The sequence below is a fragment of the Neisseria viridiae genome, assembly GCF_962747995.1.
Taxonomy (GTDB): Bacteria; Pseudomonadota; Gammaproteobacteria; order Burkholderiales; family Neisseriaceae; genus Neisseria; species Neisseria viridiae.
In genome coordinates, this window is sequence record NZ_CAUJAJ010000004.1 from 106,913 (window position 1) to 122,800 (window position 15,888).

Sequence of the window (15,888 nt, forward strand, 5' to 3'; positions counted from 1 at the left end):
AAGCCGACAAGTATGTAAACAGCCGTTCGTATGGATTGCCTAATCGGTTTGGGTTGGAATGTGTTGCCGTTTGCAGGTAATGTGTCCGAAGATGCCGTCTGAATTTTTTCAGACGGCATTTTTGCCGACGCGGTTTTCGTGCCGTGTCGGTTTGTCCGTCCATCCGAAGGCATCGGACAAGCAGGGTGGTTTTTAGAAGCCGTTTTCCATCAAAACTAAAAGTAATTAATAATCCGTTGTTTATATTATATTTTTATAGAATAAAAAATTTTATACCCGCAAAAGTACCCAAGTTTGTTACTTTGTTTTCTTTGGATTTTTTTGCTTTCCTTTTTTGCTGCGGCGGGGGTAGAACCGCGCTCGCCCTCCAAGCCTTGGGGCCTCGTGGGGGTGGGTTTTTTTATGCGTCGGCGGTCGGGGGCTTGAGCCTTATGTTTTATAAGGGTTTCGGGGTTTTTGAATATACGGTTTTTTATGCGGTTTTATGCAAGTATCTGCATTTTTATGCTTGTTTGTGCGTGGGTTTCGAACAATAATTTTAATGCCGCCCGAGCCGATGTTCGGGCGGCATTTTTTTGCGGCTTTTCGCGGCGCGGTTTGCTTGGGGCTAATCGGTAAAACCGCCGTTTACCGCGTTTAAAATTTGTTCTTGGATGTATAGCAAATCGTCTTTTGACAGCCCCAAAAGCAGGCGGGACGGCAGGTTTTTCCGAGTATTGCCCTCGTCGTGGTCGATAGCGATATGCGCGACATTCCCGCCAAACCATCCGATGACTGCCTCGTTTGAGTCAGCTTTACTTTTCAGCCACTTAGCCCTGCCCAAATTTCTGAACATCTGCAACCGGGCGCGCGTCGTCGTTTTTCTGATAAGTAAATATTCCCGCTTGAATCCGTAAAGTTCCCGCTCTCCCTCGAAGCGCACCAATTCATTGCCGTTTTCCGTCCGGCTGTATGCCGGGCTACTCCAAGCACCGTCGTTGATCCTCCCAAAAAAGTGAAAATTTCGCCCGTTCAATCCCTCGCCTTCGCGAAGGCGGCGGAATTTGAAACGCTCGCCGCTCCGCCCATCCATCGGGCTTCCGTCCGGTTCGATGTTCAACTTGATACGGTTTCGGTGGCGGCGTATGAGTTCGGCGGCGATGGTTTTTAACAATTTCGCGCGCTTGCCGGGGGCGACGGATTGCGAAAGGTTCACAATATCGTTTGCAAGCCGTTCAAACGCCAGCGTGTTTTTGTTTTTGTTTTTTGCCATTATTCTCTTTCAAATAAAAAAATGCCGAACGAATCGGCATGATTTAAAAATCCTGTCTCGGCGGTTCGCTTTTCGTCTTGTAAACCACCTTGCCTTGGTCGTCCAATCCCGCGATAACCGTTTCCGACAATTTCAATTCAATCATAATATCCCACACATCCGCCTCGATCGGCTCGGCTTCAAACACGAACGCCCGTGCCGACGCGTCCGCGCCCGGACATAAAATATCCCGTTGATTTTCCTGAAGCCATTGGTTGACAACCAAAAACAACAGCGCAGGGTCGCGGTGGAACTCCCTGACAAAAACGTTTAGCGTGTATTTCGTTTCAAAACTCAAGGTGTTGCGTTTCGGGACAACCTGCCCGGCGAACACGGTCAGGCGCAAACGGTCGGGCGCATCGGCGAACTCGGGCAGCGAAGCCGCCAAAGCCGCGCGCAAACTTTCAGGCTTTTTCATGTTAACGGTTCAACCCTTCGATTAATTTTTGCTCGCGCTCGGAAAGCGGCCAAACAATAATATTTGCCGCTTTTGCTGCCTTTGCCGCTTTTGCTGCCTTTGCCGCCTTTGCCGCCTTTGCCGCTTTATCCGAAAGTAAAAGCCCCTTGCCGAATACGGTTTTACCGTGCGGCTTTTGCGCGTCCAGCGCGCTGACGGGCAGCGTGTCGGCGCGGCGGATTTCCAGCTCGCCGTATCGCTCCAAGTCTGCCGCTTTGATGAGGTTTTCCGGGTAGGCGTATCGCGGCAAGGCTTTTTTTTCAGACGGCATTGCCGCCTTGAGCTTGTCTTCCAGCGTTTCGGAAACGCGGATTTTCACGTCGCCCATCATATTGGTAAGAAACGCGGTCGGCACATTCGCGCCATTTTCGTAGGTGATGTCTTTACATCCGAACACGGCGGTCAGGTTTTCCATCCCCGCCTTTTGTCCCGACAGGCAGGTCATACGCGGGGCGAACAGGAAAAAGGGAATGCCGCGCGCCTGATAAAACGCCACGATTTGAGTGATTATCGAAAACGGCGGATTGTCGATGACGACCTTGCCCGCGTAATTTTCGGCTTGGTAGTTGCCGCCCGGATAAAACGGGCGGATGACTTCCAGCCCCTCGGCTATGCCGATTTCCTCCTTTACCCATTCCAGCACCGCCGCGTAAACAGCGGGCGGCGTGTAGCAGTCGTCGGTCGTCTTCTTGGGCTTGAACTTTTCCACAAAACCCTCGTAGTCTTCAAACGCTTCGACGGTCTTATTTACCGGTTTGAACTTGTCCATTTCTACCTCTTGAATTTCAGCCGCTGCTCTTCTTCGCGGCGGCATTCGATACACAGGCGGCAGCCGGGGACGGCAAGCCGTCGCGCCTCCGGGATGATGTCCCCACACTCTTCGCATTCTTGGGCAGACGGCGCATCGGCCGCCTGCTCCTTATGCCGCGCAATCCAATAATCGCGCATCCGTTCTTCCAGCGCGGCGGCTTGGTCGATGATGTCGGTCATTGCGCGCCCCCGAATGTCGGTATCAGCTTTTCGGCAATCCAGCGCGCGACCGGCGGGCAGACGGCGTTTCCGGCAGCCCTAGCCTCCGCATGGTTGGCCTCATCCATTCCGAGTCGAAGCCCATAATCTTCAGACGCTCTCTGCCGCTCAACCATCTTACCCCGTCCGTTTCTGACAAGGACGATATCCGAACAATTCCGGTCGACTGCGGCAGTGGAAACCCCTCTAAGCAGCGTATTGTGGGGTTTTTCCCCATCCGCATCATCCGATTGAGGAAGCTCTCCAACTGCCCCGGTGTCAGCCATAAACCCGATTGGGGGGAACTCTCCCAAACCTGCGACCAAGAAAACGCGGCGGCGCGCCGTGGGGACTCCGAAATATGCTGCATTAAGCACCCGCCAGAATCCCACATACCCGCATTGGGCAAGGGACTTGACGACTTCTTGAAAGTCTTTGCCATCGTTTGAATTGAGCAGACCTGTAACGTTTTCAAGCACAAGCCAGCGGGGTTTGAGGGTCGACGATGTGCATCGCGTCATAAAATAAACCTGTCCTTTCTCCGGCAAGCCCTTTGCGCTTGCCCGCTATGGATACGTCTTGGCACGGGAAACCACCGACAATCACGTCAACCGGCCACAAATCTGGCAGCGTGGTACGTACGTCGGCAAACTGCCGCGCGTGGGGGAAGCGGTCGGCCAGCACGGCGCGGTTAATCTCGTCGATTTCCACTTGCCATGCCGTCTGAAAGCCTGCCTGTTCAAATCCCAAATCAAAGCCGCCGATGCCCGTGAAGAGGCTGCCGACGGTCGGATTTTTCATTTCCGTTTTTCCCATTTACGCCTCGCTTTTGCTTGCCGCCGCCGTGAAAGTCGGCAGCACGTATCGGGACGGGTCGGGCAACAGCAGTTGACCGCCTTTTGACGGCCAGCGGTAGCTTGTCGCCCGTGATTTCGGGAACGCCGCGATGTTCACGCCGTTTGACTGATTGCCGCTATGTATGAGTAAGTCCCCTTTTTCGGTTTCGCCTACTACAAAACCGACATGACCGCCGCCTTTGCGCGTGAATGTAGCCACGCAGCCGTAGGCAGGCTGTTCCAGTGGTAAACCATAGGTTTCATACTCGCGGGCGCGAAACCAGTTTTTAGGAATATCGCGGCCGCCCGCCTTCAGGCAGTGGGCAACAAACACGCCGCACCACGGCGTTTCGTCGTCCTGCCACCGCGCGCCCAAGTCCTTCAGCCATGATTGGATGATTGGGTTGTGTTTCGCGCCGGGAATTTCTTTCAAGCCGATGTGTTTTCTGGCTTCGGCAATCCACGGCAATTCGTTCGATTGTGTCATTTTGTTCCTTTCCTGATTTTTGTTTTTAACGCGGCTTGAAGCATCCCGATTCCGCCAACGCCTTATGCTTGGCGCGGCAACGGTTGTACTGCCCCGCAGCCGCAACCGCCCAAGGAAGCACGTCCGCGCCCGATTCGCCCGACAGATGCGCCAGCCTTTCGCAAGGCGCGAGCAAATCCGCCGCTACTTCAATCTCCGTCAATGGCGGCGTTGAGTTCGCGCACGCCGCCAGCATCAAGGCAGCGGTTGACATAAACGGGACGATTAATGATTTTTTCCACAACTTCACGGCGCACCTTCTCCTTTTCCAAACGTACCGCCTCATCTTTTTGAAAACGCGCCGCCGCCGCATCCGACAGCCGTCGCATTTGCGCTTCCTTGGCGGCAATCACGACCGCCATTTCCGCCGCCTTGTCTGCCGCGCCCTTGTGATATTGCGCCGCGCGGTCATAAGCCCAACACACGGCGATTAAGGCGCAGGCTGCCAGCCAAATTGACGGCTTTATAAATCTAAGCCATTGAATTATCATTACTATTTTCTTTCTTTTCCGCTTCGTACCGATGCGCCGACGGATGCAGGCGGCTGATATTGCCGCCGCTCCACAAGATCGCGCCCGTGTGCAGGGCGAGTCCGAAAACCAGCAGCCACGCGGTCAGGTTGTGCAGGGCGAAGGCGGCGGAAAACGCCAAACTGCCCAGCCAAACCACGGTCAGATAGGCAATCAGCGCGGGAAGCGGCTTGTGCGTCTTCTGCCGCGTGTCGAACAGCAACACGCGCGTCGCGCCTGTGAGAGACAGAGAAATAACGGCGGCAGTTTGCAAAGCGTCGGCATTCATTGTTCCGCGTCCCCTTTCGTTTGCGCGCGCCGCCCCAGTATTTCCCGATTAGCTACCAGCCTCATCATCCGGCGGATGACGATAACCAGCAGCGCGGAAACCACGGCGGCGGCGGTAAAGCTGTTGATGTGCAGGTGGTTGCCCGGAATCGCCCAGTTGATAATCTCTTCCGCGTCCGAATAGCCGAAGATGCCGCCCACGAAGGACACGGCGAAGAGCCACGCCTTGTTCAGCGGCGCGGCGGCGGTTTCGGACAAAATAAACAGGCTCGCGCCGATGAGCGCGCCGAATGCGACGGACGCGTGGACGTGGTAGCTGCCGATGATGATGACGGCGGCGTTGACGGCGGTGGTGGTCTTGTCTTGCAGCACGGTTAGTCCCATAAATTGACGGTTTGATGTTCGCGCGTTTCTTCTTGCGGCAGGGGCGGCAGGCGGATTTCCACGCCGGCGGGCAATAGGGCGGGATGGGCGCAAAGCCCGGGATTGGCGGCCAGCAGCCGCTCCGCGTTGCCCGATGATGCGCCGTAATGCCGATACGCGATGCCGCTGACGGTGTCGCCGTCTTTGCTGACATAGGCGGTCATATCAGCTCCGAATCGCAACGGTGTCGCCCGACGATGGCGGCAACGGCAAAATGCGCCTCGCGGCGGTAGTCTTCCGCCTGTGCCTGCTTGATTTCGCTCCGCGCCTCGGCTTTTCCAGTCGGCTCGGTGTCGGCGTACTTTTCCAGCAGCAGGGCTTTGGCGTAGCAATAGACGGCGCGGCGGTAGTGGTGGACTTGCACGGATTCGCCGCCCACGATGTCGTCCGCGTCGGCGGTTTGCGCCAGTGTCGCGATGCCGTCGGCAACGGCTTGAAGGCGGTGCGCCTTGAGCTGTCCGTTGACGTGGGCGACGGCTTCCAGCGCGGCGTGATAGGTGCGGCTTTCGGAAATATTCGCATCCACGCGCATGACTTCCCGAAAGTCGGTCAAATCGATTTCGGGGAAAAACGGAATGCTGACAATGCGCGATTTGTCCGCGCCCTGCCGCCCTTGGTCGGGGTTGTCCGCAAAAAGCATCATCAAAAATATCCTCAAAACATTAAAGCCCGCCCGGCGGGCAGGCTTCGGAATAAGGGGCGCAGAGGCGTTGCGGGCGAAAGGCCGCCGCATTTTCGCGGGGACTTGCCGCAGGCTTGCGCCCGGCCCGAGGGGGAAGGTCAGCCCTGAAGTTGCTTCCTGATTGCGGAAAGGCGCGATTTCACGCCGATTTTTTCGGAATACTTCAAGGCGGATTCGTAAAAGGCGGCGGCGGCGGGCAGGTCGTCGTCCGCTTCGGCGGCTTCGCCCGATGCCTTGTAAAACTTGGCGCGGACGATGTCGGAAAGGTTCAGGGTGTGCATACCCGTTTCGGGGTCGGCATTGCCGATAAGGTCTAAAAGCGCGGTATGGTTGGCCGCACTCAAAACCGCGCCGTTGCCGAACTGCACCGCGATTTCTTCAATCAGCAAATCGGGCAGGTCGCGGCGGTAGTCGTCCCGGAAGGTCATTTCGTGGCGGATGGCAAACAGCGCGTAGGGGACGGCGGTATCCAGTTCGCCGATGTCGATCAGCCACAGGACGGCGGTCGAAAAAACCGGGTCATAGGCTTGCGGCCTGCCCGACTTCGCCACGTCTTCGAGCCAAGGCAGGTACTTTTGCACCATCCCTTTCTTGGCTTGCACCTTGTCGGCGAACGACTTGATTTGTTCCAAGACGCGGCGGTCGTCGGCAAGGGCGGCGGCAAGGCGACGGTAAGGCTCGGCGGCCTGCACGTCTTCGCCGCTTTCCGCAGCGTGTTGCGCCAATATCCGTTGTTTGTGTGCTTGTGCGGGGGTCATATGCTGTCCTTTTATGATGCCGTCTGAAACGGCGGGCTGTCCCGCGCTGTTTCAGACGGCATTTGCCTTACTTGGCGATTTTGATGTTTTCAACCAAAGCCGCCGCGCCGTACTCTTCCACGACGTAGCAGATGTTTTCGCTTTGGTAGTCGGCGATACGGTCGAATTCCGGCTCGTCCGCCAGCTTGCGGCGGTGTCCGCCTTTGTGGAAATAGATGGACAGGTTTTTAAGCGGCGTTACCAAAATGGTGTTTTTCGGGAAATACGGCGCGGTTACCACGGGCAGGCCGCCCAAGCGTTTCTCCGACATGATGATGTCGGCTGGGCGCAGCTCGCTCGCCTTGCTGCCCGCTTCTTTGATGACGGCAAAATATTTCTCGGACAACAGCGATTGGTGGCAGATAACCGCCATACCCGGCAGGTCGTGGAACTCTTCGTCAATGAGGCTTTCGGCAACGTCTGTTACCAAGTGGTCCAAAGAGGTGTAGGTCTTGCCCTCGCCAACTTCCACGGCGGCGGATGCGCTGCCCATGACGTTGGCGGCGGCGTTTTCGCGCAGGTGTTGCAGCCAGCCCTTTTGCACGTCCTGCAAAAGCGGATTGGCGGAAATGTCGGAATTGGCGGCGGCGGACGTACCGTTGAAGCCGATGGCAATCAGGCTTAAGGCTTTAGACTTAACCAACTGATTATTAATCAATTTGATATAGTCAGGATGAGCCGACCAGCTATCCATGTCGTCATAGCCCACCATGGTGTCGAAATTGACTTTTTGGCAAAGGTACTGGCGGCCGGTGAGGCTGTGGTAGGGTTTCGGGTTGCGGCGTACCGTGCCGTCGCCCTTTTTGGTGTCGGTGCGCGAAGCGTTCAGGCCGGTAGCCAGCCCGATAATCGCGCCGGCGATTTCCTGCTTGCTGACGATGTTGATTTTTTGAAGGAATGTAGATTCAAGGCGGACGGCTTCGCGCATTTTTTGCGAAACGGCGGGCGTTACGTTGAAATGGGCCGCCAAGCCTTGGGCTGTCGTGCCGTTGGCTTGGGCAACGGCGTTGATGTATTGCTGAATGTGCGGGTGCATATGCTTGCCTTCTCGTTAATCAAAAATCGGAAACGGCGGCGGTATTCGCGCCGGTGTGCGGTGCGGCGGCATTGACGGGCGCGGATTCCACGGCGCGCTTGAACGCGTCGAACTCTTGGCGCAATGCCGCGTAGTCGTCGGCCAGCTTGGCGGCAACCTTGGCCGCGTTTTCAATTTCGCCTTCCGCCGCGTCCAGCCGGGCGGCGTAGCCTTCGGTTTCGGGCGCGGTTGCGGGCGCGCCTTCTTCTTCTTTTTTGGCGGTCATTTTTTCAAACAGTGCCGCAAAAAAGCCTTTTTTCTCGTTTTCCGGCGCGGTTTGTGCGGTTTTGTCGGTTTGCATAGCGTTTTCCGTCTCCATGGCTTGGTATTTCGAGGTGTAGTTCGGGTCGTCGGGGTGCAGCTGTCGGAATTTGAGCATCGTCGTTCCCAAAGACGCGGGCGAGTCGGTCATCGCCAAGCCGACAAGGTAGGCTTTGCCCGTGCCGGCAAACGGCTTCATCAGTTCCATCGATGTGTAAACCTTTTCGCGGTCTTTGATGTATTGCGCCATTTTTTCGGTCGGGTCGATGCGGGCAAACAGGCGCGTGATGCCGCCTTTTGTTTCCGCCTTCAGCTCCAACACGTCGCCCAGCCCCGAATAATCGTTTTTCGGGGAATAGGGGCGATAGTGCTCGAGGTTGATGCGCGCGCCGTAGATTTTGGGGTCGTAGCTTTCGGCGGCGGCAATCAGGTCTTCCGCATTGATGTTGCGGCCGTCGGCGGTCGGACCCGATGTGCCGATGCAAAACCATCGGCCGCTGAAGTTTTGGGATGCGTTTTTGTCCATTTTTTTAGCCATTTGGTGTTTTGTCGGCTTATTTTTGCACTTTGCCCCGATACGGCAAGCGCGGGCGGCTTTGGCTGTTGTTTTTAAGTCGGTAAAAGGGGACGGCGCGGCGGATTTGCCCGAAAATCGGGTAATCGCCTTTTGATTTTTGAGATATGAACGCCCGCCAAGATGTAGAAATTGCCCAGAATATCGATCCGCGCCTTTCGGCGCGCGCGCTTTACTGGCAAGGTTGGAAAATTACCGCAATCGCCCGCCATTTGGGCATCAAGCCCGCCACTGTCCATTCGTGGAAGCAGCGGGGGAATTGGGACGGCGGCTCGCCGATGCAGCGCGTCGCCGCGTCGGTTGAGGCACGGCTTATCCAGTTGGTCAACCTGCCCGCCAAGTCGGACGGCGTTTACAAAGAAATGCGGCAGCTCTCCGCGCTGATTGCGGCAACGGACAAAATGCCGTCTGAAGCCGCGCGCGCACCGAAACCCGACAACCGTTTTGCAGGCGCGGACAAGCCGCCGTTTGACAGTGTGCCGACGATAGACAGCCCGTCGCGCGAACGCAAAGGACGGACGGAGCGCACCGGACGCGCCCGCGCCGTCGAAAAGCCGCCCAAGAACTACATCGCGCCCGAGCAGCAGCAGCGGATGATTGAGATTTTCAACGAGCAGAGCTTTGATTATCAAAAGTATTGGGGCGAGGCTTACCGACAGCAGCGTTTCCGCAATATTTTAAAAAGCCGGCAAATCGGGGCGACTTTTTATTTTGCGCGGGAAGCGTTTTTAAACAGCCTGAAAACCGGCATCAATTCGATATTCTTATCCGCCTCCCGCGCCCAGGCGTACCAGTTCCGCCAATACATCCTCAACCTTTGCCGTATGGTCGATGTAGAGTTAAAAGGCGGCGATGTGATCAGTTTGCACAACGGCGCGGAATTGCATTTTTTGGGGACAAATTCGCGTACGGCGCAAGGCCGCAACGGCAATTTGTATGTGGATGAGTATTTTTGGATTCCCGATTTTGAACGCTTGCAGGCTTTGGCCGAACCGATGGCGAGCCAGAAGCATTTGAAAACCACCTATTTTTCCACGCCCTCGAGTGAAGGGCATCCCGCTTACGGCTTTTGGTCGGGCGCGATGTTCAACGAAGGGCGGCCGCCGAAAGAACACATTACGCTTGATTTGAGCCACGCCGCGCTGAAAAGGGGGCGTTTGGACGCAGACGCGCAATGGCGGCAAATCGTAACGATACACGACGCGCAGGCGGCGGGTTGCGATTTGTTCGACATTGACTATTTGCGGCAGCGCAATTCGCCCGACAAATTCGCCCAGCTATTTGAGTGCCAGTTTATGCCGGACGGCGAAGGCGTGTTCGGCTTTGCGGAATTGCAGGCGTGCGGCGAAGAGTCGTGGGATTGGGCTTGGTACAAGCCGGAACGGGCGCGGCCGGCGGGCAATCTGCCCGTTTGGGTCGGATACGACCCGAGCTACACGGCGGACGCGTCGGGCCTGGTGGTCGCCGTGCCGCCGCAAAACAACGGCGAGCCGTTTTATATTTTGGAAACCGCGCTGATTCCGGGGACGGATTTTGAATCGCAAGCCGCCAATATCCGGAAAATCACGGAACGCTACAATGTTTCTAAAATCGTGATTGACGCAAACGGCATCGGCGCGGCGGTTTTTGATTTGGTGCGGAAATTCTACCCGCCCGTTATCGGGATGACGTACACGCCCGACATTAAGGGGATGATGGTTTTGAAAACGCAAAACCTGCTGAAAAACAAGCGCATCAAATGGGACGCGGGCAATATTGATTTGCAAATGGCGTTTTTGTCGGTGCGCCGTTCGGTAACGGCCAGCGGCCGCAATATCACTTATGAATCCGTGCGGTCGAAAACGGCCAGCCACGGCGATTTGGCGTGGGCGGCAATGATGTTGTTTTACCAAGAACCTTTGGACAACATCGTCGGCGGGCAGTTTGAAATTGATTCCTAAATATATTTTTGTTTTTAAAGGATTTTTACAATGAAGCGGAAAAATGCAGCCAATTCCGGCGCGACGGATGTGGAAGTTTTCGGATGGGGCGGCGACGAGCCGCTGACTTGGTTGGGGACGGCGTGGGAATGCGCCGACAACGGCCGCTATTACGAGCCGCCCGTGAATCAGGAAGATTTAATCGGGCTGTTGCGCGTGGGTATCCACCACGCCTCGGCATTGCATTGCAAACTCAATGTCTTGAGTTCCACGTTCGAGCCTACCGCGCTGCTTTCGCGGGCGGAATTTAAAAAACTGGCGTTTAATTACCTGGTAACGGGCAACGGCTACCTTGCCGCCGAGCGCAACCGCCTGGGCGGGATTACCGCGTTTAAAAACCGCCTTGCCGCCTATATGCGCCGCGCGTCGCCGGGGGCGGGCAAAGACGGTTATTTTTACCTTCGTTCGCGCGTTTTTGAAACCGCCGACTTTATCCCCGCCGCCGATGTCGTCCATTTGATGCAGCCCGATTTGGTGCAGGAAGTGTACGGCATTCCCGACTATTTGGCGGGTTTGGGCAGCGCGCAACTCAACCGGTCGGCAACGACGTTCCGGCGGCGTTATTACGACAACGGCTCCCACGCGGGATTTATCATTTACGCAACGGACAACAACATCAACCAGCCCGATTGGGACAACCTCAAAAGCCAGTTTAAAAAGGCGCAGCGAGAGGGCAATTTTAAAAATGTTTTCTTGCGCTCCCCCAACGGCGACAAGGACGGCATCAAGTTAATCCCGATTTCAGAAGTCGCCGCCAAAGACGAGTTTTTGAACATTAAAAACGTTACCGCCCAAGATATGCTGACGGTGCACCGCGTACCGCCCTCCCTAATGGGGGTTGTACCCACGGCGGCGGGCGGTTTGGGCGATGCGCGGACGGCGGCGGAAGTATTCGCCGCAAACGAAATAGGCCCGATACAGGCGGCGTTTTTGGAAGCCAACGACGCGGCGGGCGCGGAAGTGTTCAGGTTCAAACCCTATGCCTTGGCGGCGGTGTAAACGCCTGAAAAAATGCCGCCTGAAGGCTTCACACTCTGAAGCCTTCAGACGGCATTTTTAACGCGGCGGCGGTTATGCCGATTGCGTCCACAAGCCCGTGCCCAATATCGGGCAGGCGGCGTGTGCGGAGCGGATGTTCGCCGATCGGGACGCACGTTCGATGATTTCCGCCGCCGCGCGTTTTTCCATACGCTTTTGTTTGACTTCCCTGTTGCGGCAGGTTTTGCACAAGCTGTAATAATAGGTTTTCACGCCCTTGTTCCGGACGGCGTTAAACCCCTCCAACGGCTTGGTTTCGCCGCAGGTTTTGCAGATACGCGTTTCGATTTTTTCCGCCATTTTAGTCTGCCTTTCGTTTTTTCAAATGCCGAATCCCAAGTCGCCGTCGTCGTCTTTGCCGTCGCGCTTGCGGCGCAAAACCGCATCGGCAGCTTCTACCAACAGCCATATCGCCAAAGTCGCCGCACCTCCGAACGACAGCGCGATGATGATGCTTAACAGGGTATCCATTGTTTTATTTCCTTTCGGGGTTTGGGGTGTTTTCAGACGGCATCGGGTTTTCAGACGGCATTTTGTTCAGCAAGGTTTTGACGCGGGTGATTACCCCCGCGAAATAGTCTTCACTGTCGCGGTTATTGCCGTACAATCCGATAAATAAAACGCCTACCAGCGCGACCCGTATCTCGTTGTCAAACTCGCAATCATACAAATCATCAATTATTTTGAGATAGCGGCGGTATCTGATTTTCTTGAACTTCGGCGCATCATCGCGCTGCCGCTCCAAGTACCAAACCGCCTTTTCCAAGTCTTCGCGGCCGCCTTTTTCCTTGTGCCGCCAGATGTATTTGAAGGCGTTGCCGAGGTTGAAATTGAGGTACTGCGTAAATTCGATGCACTCGAAGGCGCGGTTTTTGTAATGTTTCGGGTTGATGTTTTCGGTCATTTTTTTATTTCCTTTCGGTTTAAAGCCTGACGCGGCTTTTTTCTAATATCCACGTGTCGATTTCCGACTCCAGCCACGCCGTGGCGTTGCCGCTTAATTTAAACGGCCGGGGGAATGTCGGGTCGTGGCGGACGTTGCCCCGGTCGGTTTTTGCCCACACGAAGTTCTCGCTCACGCCCAATTTTTCGGCTACCTCTTTAACCCTTAACGCGCGTTCCGTGTAACTCATGCCGCCTCCTTTTGTTTTGCGTAAAAAATACGGTTTTGCTTATGTATTTCGGCATTTAAAACCGGCTCGGTCTCTTTAAAGGCTTGGATGTAGTGCTGCCAGCTCGCAATGCCCAACACGGCGCGGAAATTCTCCAAAGTGTCGTCCAAGTGTTTCAGCTCGTCGCCCGTCGCTACCCAGCGGCCGCGCGATTCGGCGCGCATCTTCATGCCGCCCAAAATGTCGGGCGTTTTGCCGGCGGCTATTTCGTACAAAATATCAAACTCCAACCTAGCCTTGAGTTCGGTTTCCGCATCTGCCTTAATCGGTGTTTTCTTCAGCACGGCCAGCAATCCGGCGTAAAGGTAATGCGCCGCGCATGAGGAATAAAAATCCGTATGCTCCGCCTCCCCAGCTTTGAGTTTGACGATAAAGCGCACTATCGGCCGCGTGATTGCCGCAATATCGGCCGCGCCCAGCGGTTCGTTGCTCGCCGCCTTGGCCGCGAACTCGACCGCCCTGTCCCCGTAGCCGGACAGTAAAAGCCGACGCGGGCGGTATTTTTTCCGGGGTTTTTTGTTTGTTGCCATTTTCGCTCCTTGGAATTTGCTTCTTTTGGGTAAACTGTTAATAACTTGTGTATAACTTGCTTACGATTGGGCAGCATACAGCCGCGCCATCTGTTTTGCGGCTTCCCGACGCGCCCGGCGCGCGCTTTTCAGCAGGCTCTCGGCGGTGTCGTATTGCGGCGGGGTGTAGCGTACGGTCAGCGAGCGGCGGACGGCTTCGTCGCGCGCCCTGATTGCCTTCGCGTCAAATTTCGGCGCGGGCGGGGTCAGGGCGGAACGCAAACCGATGCGCATCGCGTCCAGTTTTGATAAATATTCGCGGGTTTTGCGGTCTTTCTGCCGTTTTTCTTCTTCGATCCGCGCGGTTTTTGCCGCCGCCGCTTCAAATTTCCGCCGCGTTTCGTCCGACATATAGGCCAACTCTTCGATGGTTCGGATGTCGGCCATATCCTTCTCGTACTCCTGCCGCATTTCCGCGCTGATGCCGTCTAAAACCGCATAGACCGCCGATTGCACGCGCACGCCGATGCCGCGTTTCCACATCAACCATTCAGAAACTTCAGCTTTTTCAATGTCTTGTACTGTTTTAGCAGGGGGTTGACTGCCTAAAAATTGAGCAGGCTTGGCGGGAAATTCCGATTTTCTACAGTTATTGACACAAGTCCGAGCGGCGGCGTTGCCGCCGTTTTTCAGTTTGAGCGTCCACGAATGCACGCGTGAAATACCGACGCGGCCGGTTTCTTTTTCGTAAACGCCCATAATGTGCGGCTGCTTCGTCTCACCGTACCGGTTGGGCAGTGCGCCTTCTTCTTTGTACAAGCCTAGGCGGCAGTCTTCGCGCGAAGCGGCTTCCCCGCCCAAAAGGATGGTAAAGCGCGCCCAGTCGCCCATGTCGGCGGCGTGTTGCGCCAGCATTAAAAGGTCGTCGGACGCATCCGGCGCGATGCGGCGCAATTCCCGCCACAAGGTTACGGGTACGCCGCCGATTTGTTGGAACTGGCGGATGCCGTGGTGCGATGCCCACGCGTCCACGCGCTCCGAGGTTTCGGTCATGCCCATCAATGCGTCCGATTCATAGTCCGCGCCCAGGCTTTGCCCGAATTGGTCGCGGCCGTCGATGTTTTTTGCGATATATTTCGCGATGTAGCCCGCCGCCGTGCCGCGCGCCCAGTTGATGGCTTCAAAGTCCACACGGGCGCGGGCGGGCGATTGCCGCCAAAATTTAAAATGCTTGTTTTCCCAAAACCGCGCCTCGGTTTTCAGGGTTGCGGCGATGGCCGCCAGCGTCTGGGCTTTGCCCTTTTCCGCGCGGATTCGCGCCTGTACGCGCCTGGCTTCGCCCATTGCCTCTTTTTTTGTAGCAAAATATTTAAGCCCCAATTCTTCGCGGTCTTCGCGGCAGGCGTGTTTGGCAACGGTGCGGCGGAATGCCAGCCGGTGCCGCTCTTCCATAAACAGCAGCCCGTGCCAGTGCGGCGTGCCGTCGTGGTGCGGCTCGGCGACGCGGAATCCGTAAACTCGGATGCCCGCCTTTTTCAATTCGGCGCGGATGCGCGCCCATACCTTATTCATATACGCCTGCGCTTCAGACGGCGTTTCGCCGCTAAATTTTTCGTTCGGCTTGCCGTAATGGTGCATTTTGTGCATACGCGACGGGCAGGTCATCGTGAAAAACTCGCCGCCGTGTCCTTTCAGCCGCGCGATTTCTTCAAAACCGCGTATCCGCACCATCAATTCGGCGCGTTTCAGCGCGGGGTTTGACACGCTCTTCGCGCCCAATTCTTCCAGTGTGAACTCTTGCCCCAATTCGTTTATTGCCGTCATGGTTTGCAGCATTGCCGCGTTGCGCCGTTTTTGACGGCGGCGGCGTTTTACCGCGTCGTCGGATGCGTAAAGCCCCGATTGGCGGGACACGAAGCCCGCCTCGCGGCGGTAGCGTTCGGCGGCGCGGGCGAATATGCGGCGAAGCTGTCCGCGCCAAAATTTTTCATCTTTCAGGCGGTATCCGATGCCTTCTTCTTCGATGCCTTTAAATATTTTTTCGGCATTGATGCCGTATTCTTCCGCCGCATACCCCGCTAAAGATTCCACGTTCCAGCCGATGCGGTTTTTAAAGCGCATCTCTTCGGCGGCGGCGGCCGCAAGGGCGCGGATGTCCTCTTCCGTCGCATTGATGCCCGTGTCGCGGACGGCGGCGGGCAGGCTTTGCAATACGCCGAGCAAAACCGACAGGTTCGCCTCGGCGGCTTCGCGGGCTTTGGCGGCGGCGCGGCGGGCGCAATAACGCACCACGTCGCCCTCGAACATCGCGCGGGCGTGCGCCATTGCGCTGCCGCCCAATCCGGCGGCTTTGGCTTGCAAGTCGAGCGGAACGAGCAGCCACGCGCCCGCCGCGTATTCGCGCGCCGTTGCCGTGTCTGTCAGGTTTGATGCCGTTGCCGCCATTTCACGCCGCCTTGTCCG

22 protein-coding genes and 1 pseudogene are annotated in these 15,888 nt (G+C 56.3%); 2 read left to right on the top strand and 21 right to left on the bottom strand.

The features are described from left to right. Positions 1-607: 607 nt before the first annotated feature. The 15 genes and pseudogenes from Q9J79_RS04090 to Q9J79_RS04165 all read right to left on the bottom strand — a co-directional run bounded on the left by Q9J79_RS04090 (position 608) and on the right by Q9J79_RS04165 (position 8,691). Positions 608-1,252 carry a phage virion morphogenesis family protein gene (locus Q9J79_RS04090; RefSeq protein ID WP_301911868.1) on the bottom strand — a complete coding sequence of 215 codons (645 nt, stop codon included), beginning with the start codon at positions 1,250-1,252 and terminating at the stop codon, positions 608-610. Positions 1,253-1,295: 43 nt separating this feature from the next. After that, positions 1,296-1,709, bottom strand: a complete 414-nt coding sequence (locus Q9J79_RS04095) for a phage tail protein (protein ID WP_002261532.1) — start codon at positions 1,707-1,709, stop codon at positions 1,296-1,298. A gap of 1 nt (position 1,710) precedes the next feature. Continuing rightward, positions 1,711-2,517 (bottom strand): hypothetical protein, encoded by an 807-nt coding sequence (locus Q9J79_RS04100; protein ID WP_301911867.1) that lies wholly within the window; start codon positions 2,515-2,517, stop codon positions 1,711-1,713. Positions 2,518-2,519: 2 nt separating this feature from the next. Next, on the bottom strand, positions 2,520-2,738 hold the full coding sequence (locus Q9J79_RS04105) for a TraR/DksA C4-type zinc finger protein (RefSeq protein WP_301911866.1): 219 nt from the start codon (positions 2,736-2,738) through the stop codon (positions 2,520-2,522). Beyond that, positions 2,735-3,572 (bottom strand): annotated as a pseudogene (locus tag Q9J79_RS10380) (DNA cytosine methyltransferase). The gene Q9J79_RS04105 and the pseudogene Q9J79_RS10380 overlap by 4 nt, the downstream one beginning before the upstream one ends. Continuing rightward, positions 3,573-4,079 (bottom strand): TIGR02594 family protein, encoded by a 507-nt coding sequence (locus Q9J79_RS04120; RefSeq protein ID WP_301911864.1) that lies wholly within the window; start codon positions 4,077-4,079, stop codon positions 3,573-3,575. It abuts the pseudogene before it with no gap. A gap of 25 nt (positions 4,080-4,104) precedes the next feature. After that, the gene (locus Q9J79_RS04125) at positions 4,105-4,281 is read right to left on the bottom strand and encodes a hypothetical protein (RefSeq protein ID WP_228369098.1); all 177 of its coding nucleotides are present in this window, start codon (positions 4,279-4,281) and stop codon (positions 4,105-4,107) included. Further along, positions 4,268-4,609 carry a hypothetical protein gene (locus tag Q9J79_RS04130; RefSeq protein ID WP_301911863.1) on the bottom strand — a complete coding sequence of 114 codons (342 nt, stop codon included), beginning with the start codon at positions 4,607-4,609 and terminating at the stop codon, positions 4,268-4,270. Before Q9J79_RS04130 ends, Q9J79_RS04125 begins: the two co-directional genes overlap by 14 nt. After that, positions 4,590-4,916: a phage holin family protein gene (locus Q9J79_RS04135; RefSeq protein WP_304717625.1), complete on the bottom strand. Its 327-nt coding sequence runs from the start codon at positions 4,914-4,916 to the stop codon at positions 4,590-4,592. Before Q9J79_RS04135 ends, Q9J79_RS04130 begins: the two co-directional genes overlap by 20 nt. Next, complete coding sequence (locus tag Q9J79_RS04140) at positions 4,913-5,299, bottom strand: putative holin (RefSeq protein WP_304717626.1); 387 nt, start codon at positions 5,297-5,299, stop codon at positions 4,913-4,915. Before Q9J79_RS04140 ends, Q9J79_RS04135 begins: the two co-directional genes overlap by 4 nt. After that, positions 5,290-5,502, bottom strand: coding sequence for a tail protein X (locus Q9J79_RS04145; RefSeq protein ID WP_021439802.1), 213 nt, complete (start codon positions 5,500-5,502; stop codon positions 5,290-5,292). The genes Q9J79_RS04140 and Q9J79_RS04145 overlap by 10 nt, the downstream gene beginning before the upstream one ends. Then, positions 5,499-5,981: a head completion/stabilization protein gene (locus tag Q9J79_RS04150; RefSeq protein ID WP_301911860.1), complete on the bottom strand. Its 483-nt coding sequence runs from the start codon at positions 5,979-5,981 to the stop codon at positions 5,499-5,501. The genes Q9J79_RS04145 and Q9J79_RS04150 overlap by 4 nt, the downstream gene beginning before the upstream one ends. A 137-nt stretch (positions 5,982-6,118) precedes the next feature. Continuing rightward, entirely contained in the window at positions 6,119-6,778 is a 660-nt protein-coding gene (gene gpM / locus Q9J79_RS04155) for a phage terminase small subunit (protein ID WP_301911859.1), read from the bottom strand. A 67-nt stretch (positions 6,779-6,845) separates the two neighbouring features. Next, a complete protein-coding gene (locus Q9J79_RS04160; RefSeq protein ID WP_301911858.1) occupies positions 6,846-7,853 on the bottom strand; it encodes a phage major capsid protein, P2 family in 1,008 nt (335 codons plus the stop codon). Positions 7,854-7,872: 19 nt separating this feature from the next. After that, positions 7,873-8,691, bottom strand: a complete 819-nt coding sequence (locus tag Q9J79_RS04165; RefSeq protein ID WP_301911857.1) for a GPO family capsid scaffolding protein — start codon at positions 8,689-8,691, stop codon at positions 7,873-7,875. Positions 8,692-8,834: 143 nt separating this feature from the next. Here Q9J79_RS04165 and Q9J79_RS04170 point away from each other — a divergent pair, with 143 nt between their 5' ends. Both Q9J79_RS04170 and Q9J79_RS04175 read left to right on the top strand, forming a co-directional pair. Continuing rightward, a complete protein-coding gene (locus Q9J79_RS04170) occupies positions 8,835-10,667 on the top strand; it encodes a terminase large subunit domain-containing protein (RefSeq protein WP_304717628.1) in 1,833 nt (610 codons plus the stop codon). Between the two features lie 30 nt (positions 10,668-10,697). After that, a complete protein-coding gene (locus Q9J79_RS04175; RefSeq protein ID WP_304717629.1) occupies positions 10,698-11,705 on the top strand; it encodes a phage portal protein in 1,008 nt (335 codons plus the stop codon). Between the two features lie 72 nt (positions 11,706-11,777). Here Q9J79_RS04175 and Q9J79_RS04180 read toward each other — a convergent pair whose 3' ends face one another. Genes Q9J79_RS04180 through Q9J79_RS04205 form a run of 6 tightly spaced genes read right to left on the bottom strand, consistent with a single transcriptional unit; the run spans position 11,778 to position 15,870 of the window. Next, the gene (locus Q9J79_RS04180) at positions 11,778-12,044 is read right to left on the bottom strand and encodes a hypothetical protein (RefSeq protein ID WP_301911854.1); all 267 of its coding nucleotides are present in this window, start codon (positions 12,042-12,044) and stop codon (positions 11,778-11,780) included. A gap of 21 nt (positions 12,045-12,065) precedes the next feature. Continuing rightward, positions 12,066-12,215 carry a hypothetical protein gene (locus tag Q9J79_RS04185; protein ID WP_301911853.1) on the bottom strand — a complete coding sequence of 50 codons (150 nt, stop codon included), beginning with the start codon at positions 12,213-12,215 and terminating at the stop codon, positions 12,066-12,068. A 4-nt stretch (positions 12,216-12,219) separates the two neighbouring features. Next, a complete protein-coding gene (locus Q9J79_RS04190) occupies positions 12,220-12,648 on the bottom strand; it encodes a DUF3310 domain-containing protein (RefSeq protein ID WP_301911852.1) in 429 nt (142 codons plus the stop codon). 19 nt (positions 12,649-12,667) lie between these two features. Next, positions 12,668-12,877 carry a helix-turn-helix transcriptional regulator gene (locus Q9J79_RS04195; protein WP_061371026.1) on the bottom strand — a complete coding sequence of 70 codons (210 nt, stop codon included), beginning with the start codon at positions 12,875-12,877 and terminating at the stop codon, positions 12,668-12,670. Beyond that, positions 12,874-13,446: a hypothetical protein gene (locus Q9J79_RS04200; RefSeq protein ID WP_301911851.1), complete on the bottom strand. Its 573-nt coding sequence runs from the start codon at positions 13,444-13,446 to the stop codon at positions 12,874-12,876. Before Q9J79_RS04200 ends, Q9J79_RS04195 begins: the two co-directional genes overlap by 4 nt. 60 nt (positions 13,447-13,506) lie before the next feature. Then, positions 13,507-15,870 (bottom strand): replication endonuclease, encoded by a 2,364-nt coding sequence (locus Q9J79_RS04205; protein ID WP_301911850.1) that lies wholly within the window; start codon positions 15,868-15,870, stop codon positions 13,507-13,509. Positions 15,871-15,888 lie beyond the last annotated feature (18 nt).

Excerpts from the sequence above, each read along its gene's own strand:
- gpM (WP_301911859.1), bottom strand. The coding sequence starts at position 6,778 with ATGACCCCCGCACAAGCACACAAACAACGGATATTGGCGCAACACGCT.
- Q9J79_RS04150 (WP_301911860.1), bottom strand. The coding sequence starts at position 5,981 with ATGATGCTTTTTGCGGACAACCCCGACCAAGGGCGGCAGGGCGCGGAC.
- Q9J79_RS04105 (WP_301911866.1), bottom strand. The coding sequence starts at position 2,738 with ATGACCGACATCATCGACCAAGCCGCCGCGCTGGAAGAACGGATGCGC.
- Q9J79_RS04165 (WP_301911857.1), bottom strand. The coding sequence starts at position 8,691 with ATGGCTAAAAAAATGGACAAAAACGCATCCCAAAACTTCAGCGGCCGA.
- Q9J79_RS04095 (WP_002261532.1), bottom strand. The coding sequence starts at position 1,709 with ATGAAAAAGCCTGAAAGTTTGCGCGCGGCTTTGGCGGCTTCGCTGCCC.
- Q9J79_RS04160 (WP_301911858.1), bottom strand. The coding sequence starts at position 7,853 with ATGCACCCGCACATTCAGCAATACATCAACGCCGTTGCCCAAGCCAAC.
- Q9J79_RS04090 (WP_301911868.1), bottom strand. The coding sequence starts at position 1,252 with ATGGCAAAAAACAAAAACAAAAACACGCTGGCGTTTGAACGGCTTGCA.
- Q9J79_RS04185 (WP_301911853.1), bottom strand. The coding sequence starts at position 12,215 with ATGGATACCCTGTTAAGCATCATCATCGCGCTGTCGTTCGGAGGTGCG.
- Q9J79_RS04135 (WP_304717625.1), bottom strand. The coding sequence starts at position 4,916 with ATGAATGCCGACGCTTTGCAAACTGCCGCCGTTATTTCTCTGTCTCTC.
- Q9J79_RS04145 (WP_021439802.1), bottom strand. The coding sequence starts at position 5,502 with ATGACCGCCTATGTCAGCAAAGACGGCGACACCGTCAGCGGCATCGCG.
- Q9J79_RS04180 (WP_301911854.1), bottom strand. The coding sequence starts at position 12,044 with ATGGCGGAAAAAATCGAAACGCGTATCTGCAAAACCTGCGGCGAAACC.
- Q9J79_RS04120 (WP_301911864.1), bottom strand. The coding sequence starts at position 4,079 with ATGACACAATCGAACGAATTGCCGTGGATTGCCGAAGCCAGAAAACAC.
- Q9J79_RS04100 (WP_301911867.1), bottom strand. The coding sequence starts at position 2,517 with ATGGACAAGTTCAAACCGGTAAATAAGACCGTCGAAGCGTTTGAAGAC.
- Q9J79_RS04170 (WP_304717628.1), top strand. The coding sequence starts at position 8,835 with ATGAACGCCCGCCAAGATGTAGAAATTGCCCAGAATATCGATCCGCGC.
- Q9J79_RS04130 (WP_301911863.1), bottom strand. The coding sequence starts at position 4,609 with ATGATAATTCAATGGCTTAGATTTATAAAGCCGTCAATTTGGCTGGCA.
- Q9J79_RS04190 (WP_301911852.1), bottom strand. The coding sequence starts at position 12,648 with ATGACCGAAAACATCAACCCGAAACATTACAAAAACCGCGCCTTCGAG.
- Q9J79_RS04205 (WP_301911850.1), bottom strand. The coding sequence starts at position 15,870 with ATGGCGGCAACGGCATCAAACCTGACAGACACGGCAACGGCGCGCGAA.
- Q9J79_RS04195 (WP_061371026.1), bottom strand. The coding sequence starts at position 12,877 with ATGAGTTACACGGAACGCGCGTTAAGGGTTAAAGAGGTAGCCGAAAAA.
- Q9J79_RS04140 (WP_304717626.1), bottom strand. The coding sequence starts at position 5,299 with ATGGGACTAACCGTGCTGCAAGACAAGACCACCACCGCCGTCAACGCC.
- Q9J79_RS04175 (WP_304717629.1), top strand. The coding sequence starts at position 10,698 with ATGAAGCGGAAAAATGCAGCCAATTCCGGCGCGACGGATGTGGAAGTT.
- Q9J79_RS04200 (WP_301911851.1), bottom strand. The coding sequence starts at position 13,446 with ATGGCAACAAACAAAAAACCCCGGAAAAAATACCGCCCGCGTCGGCTT.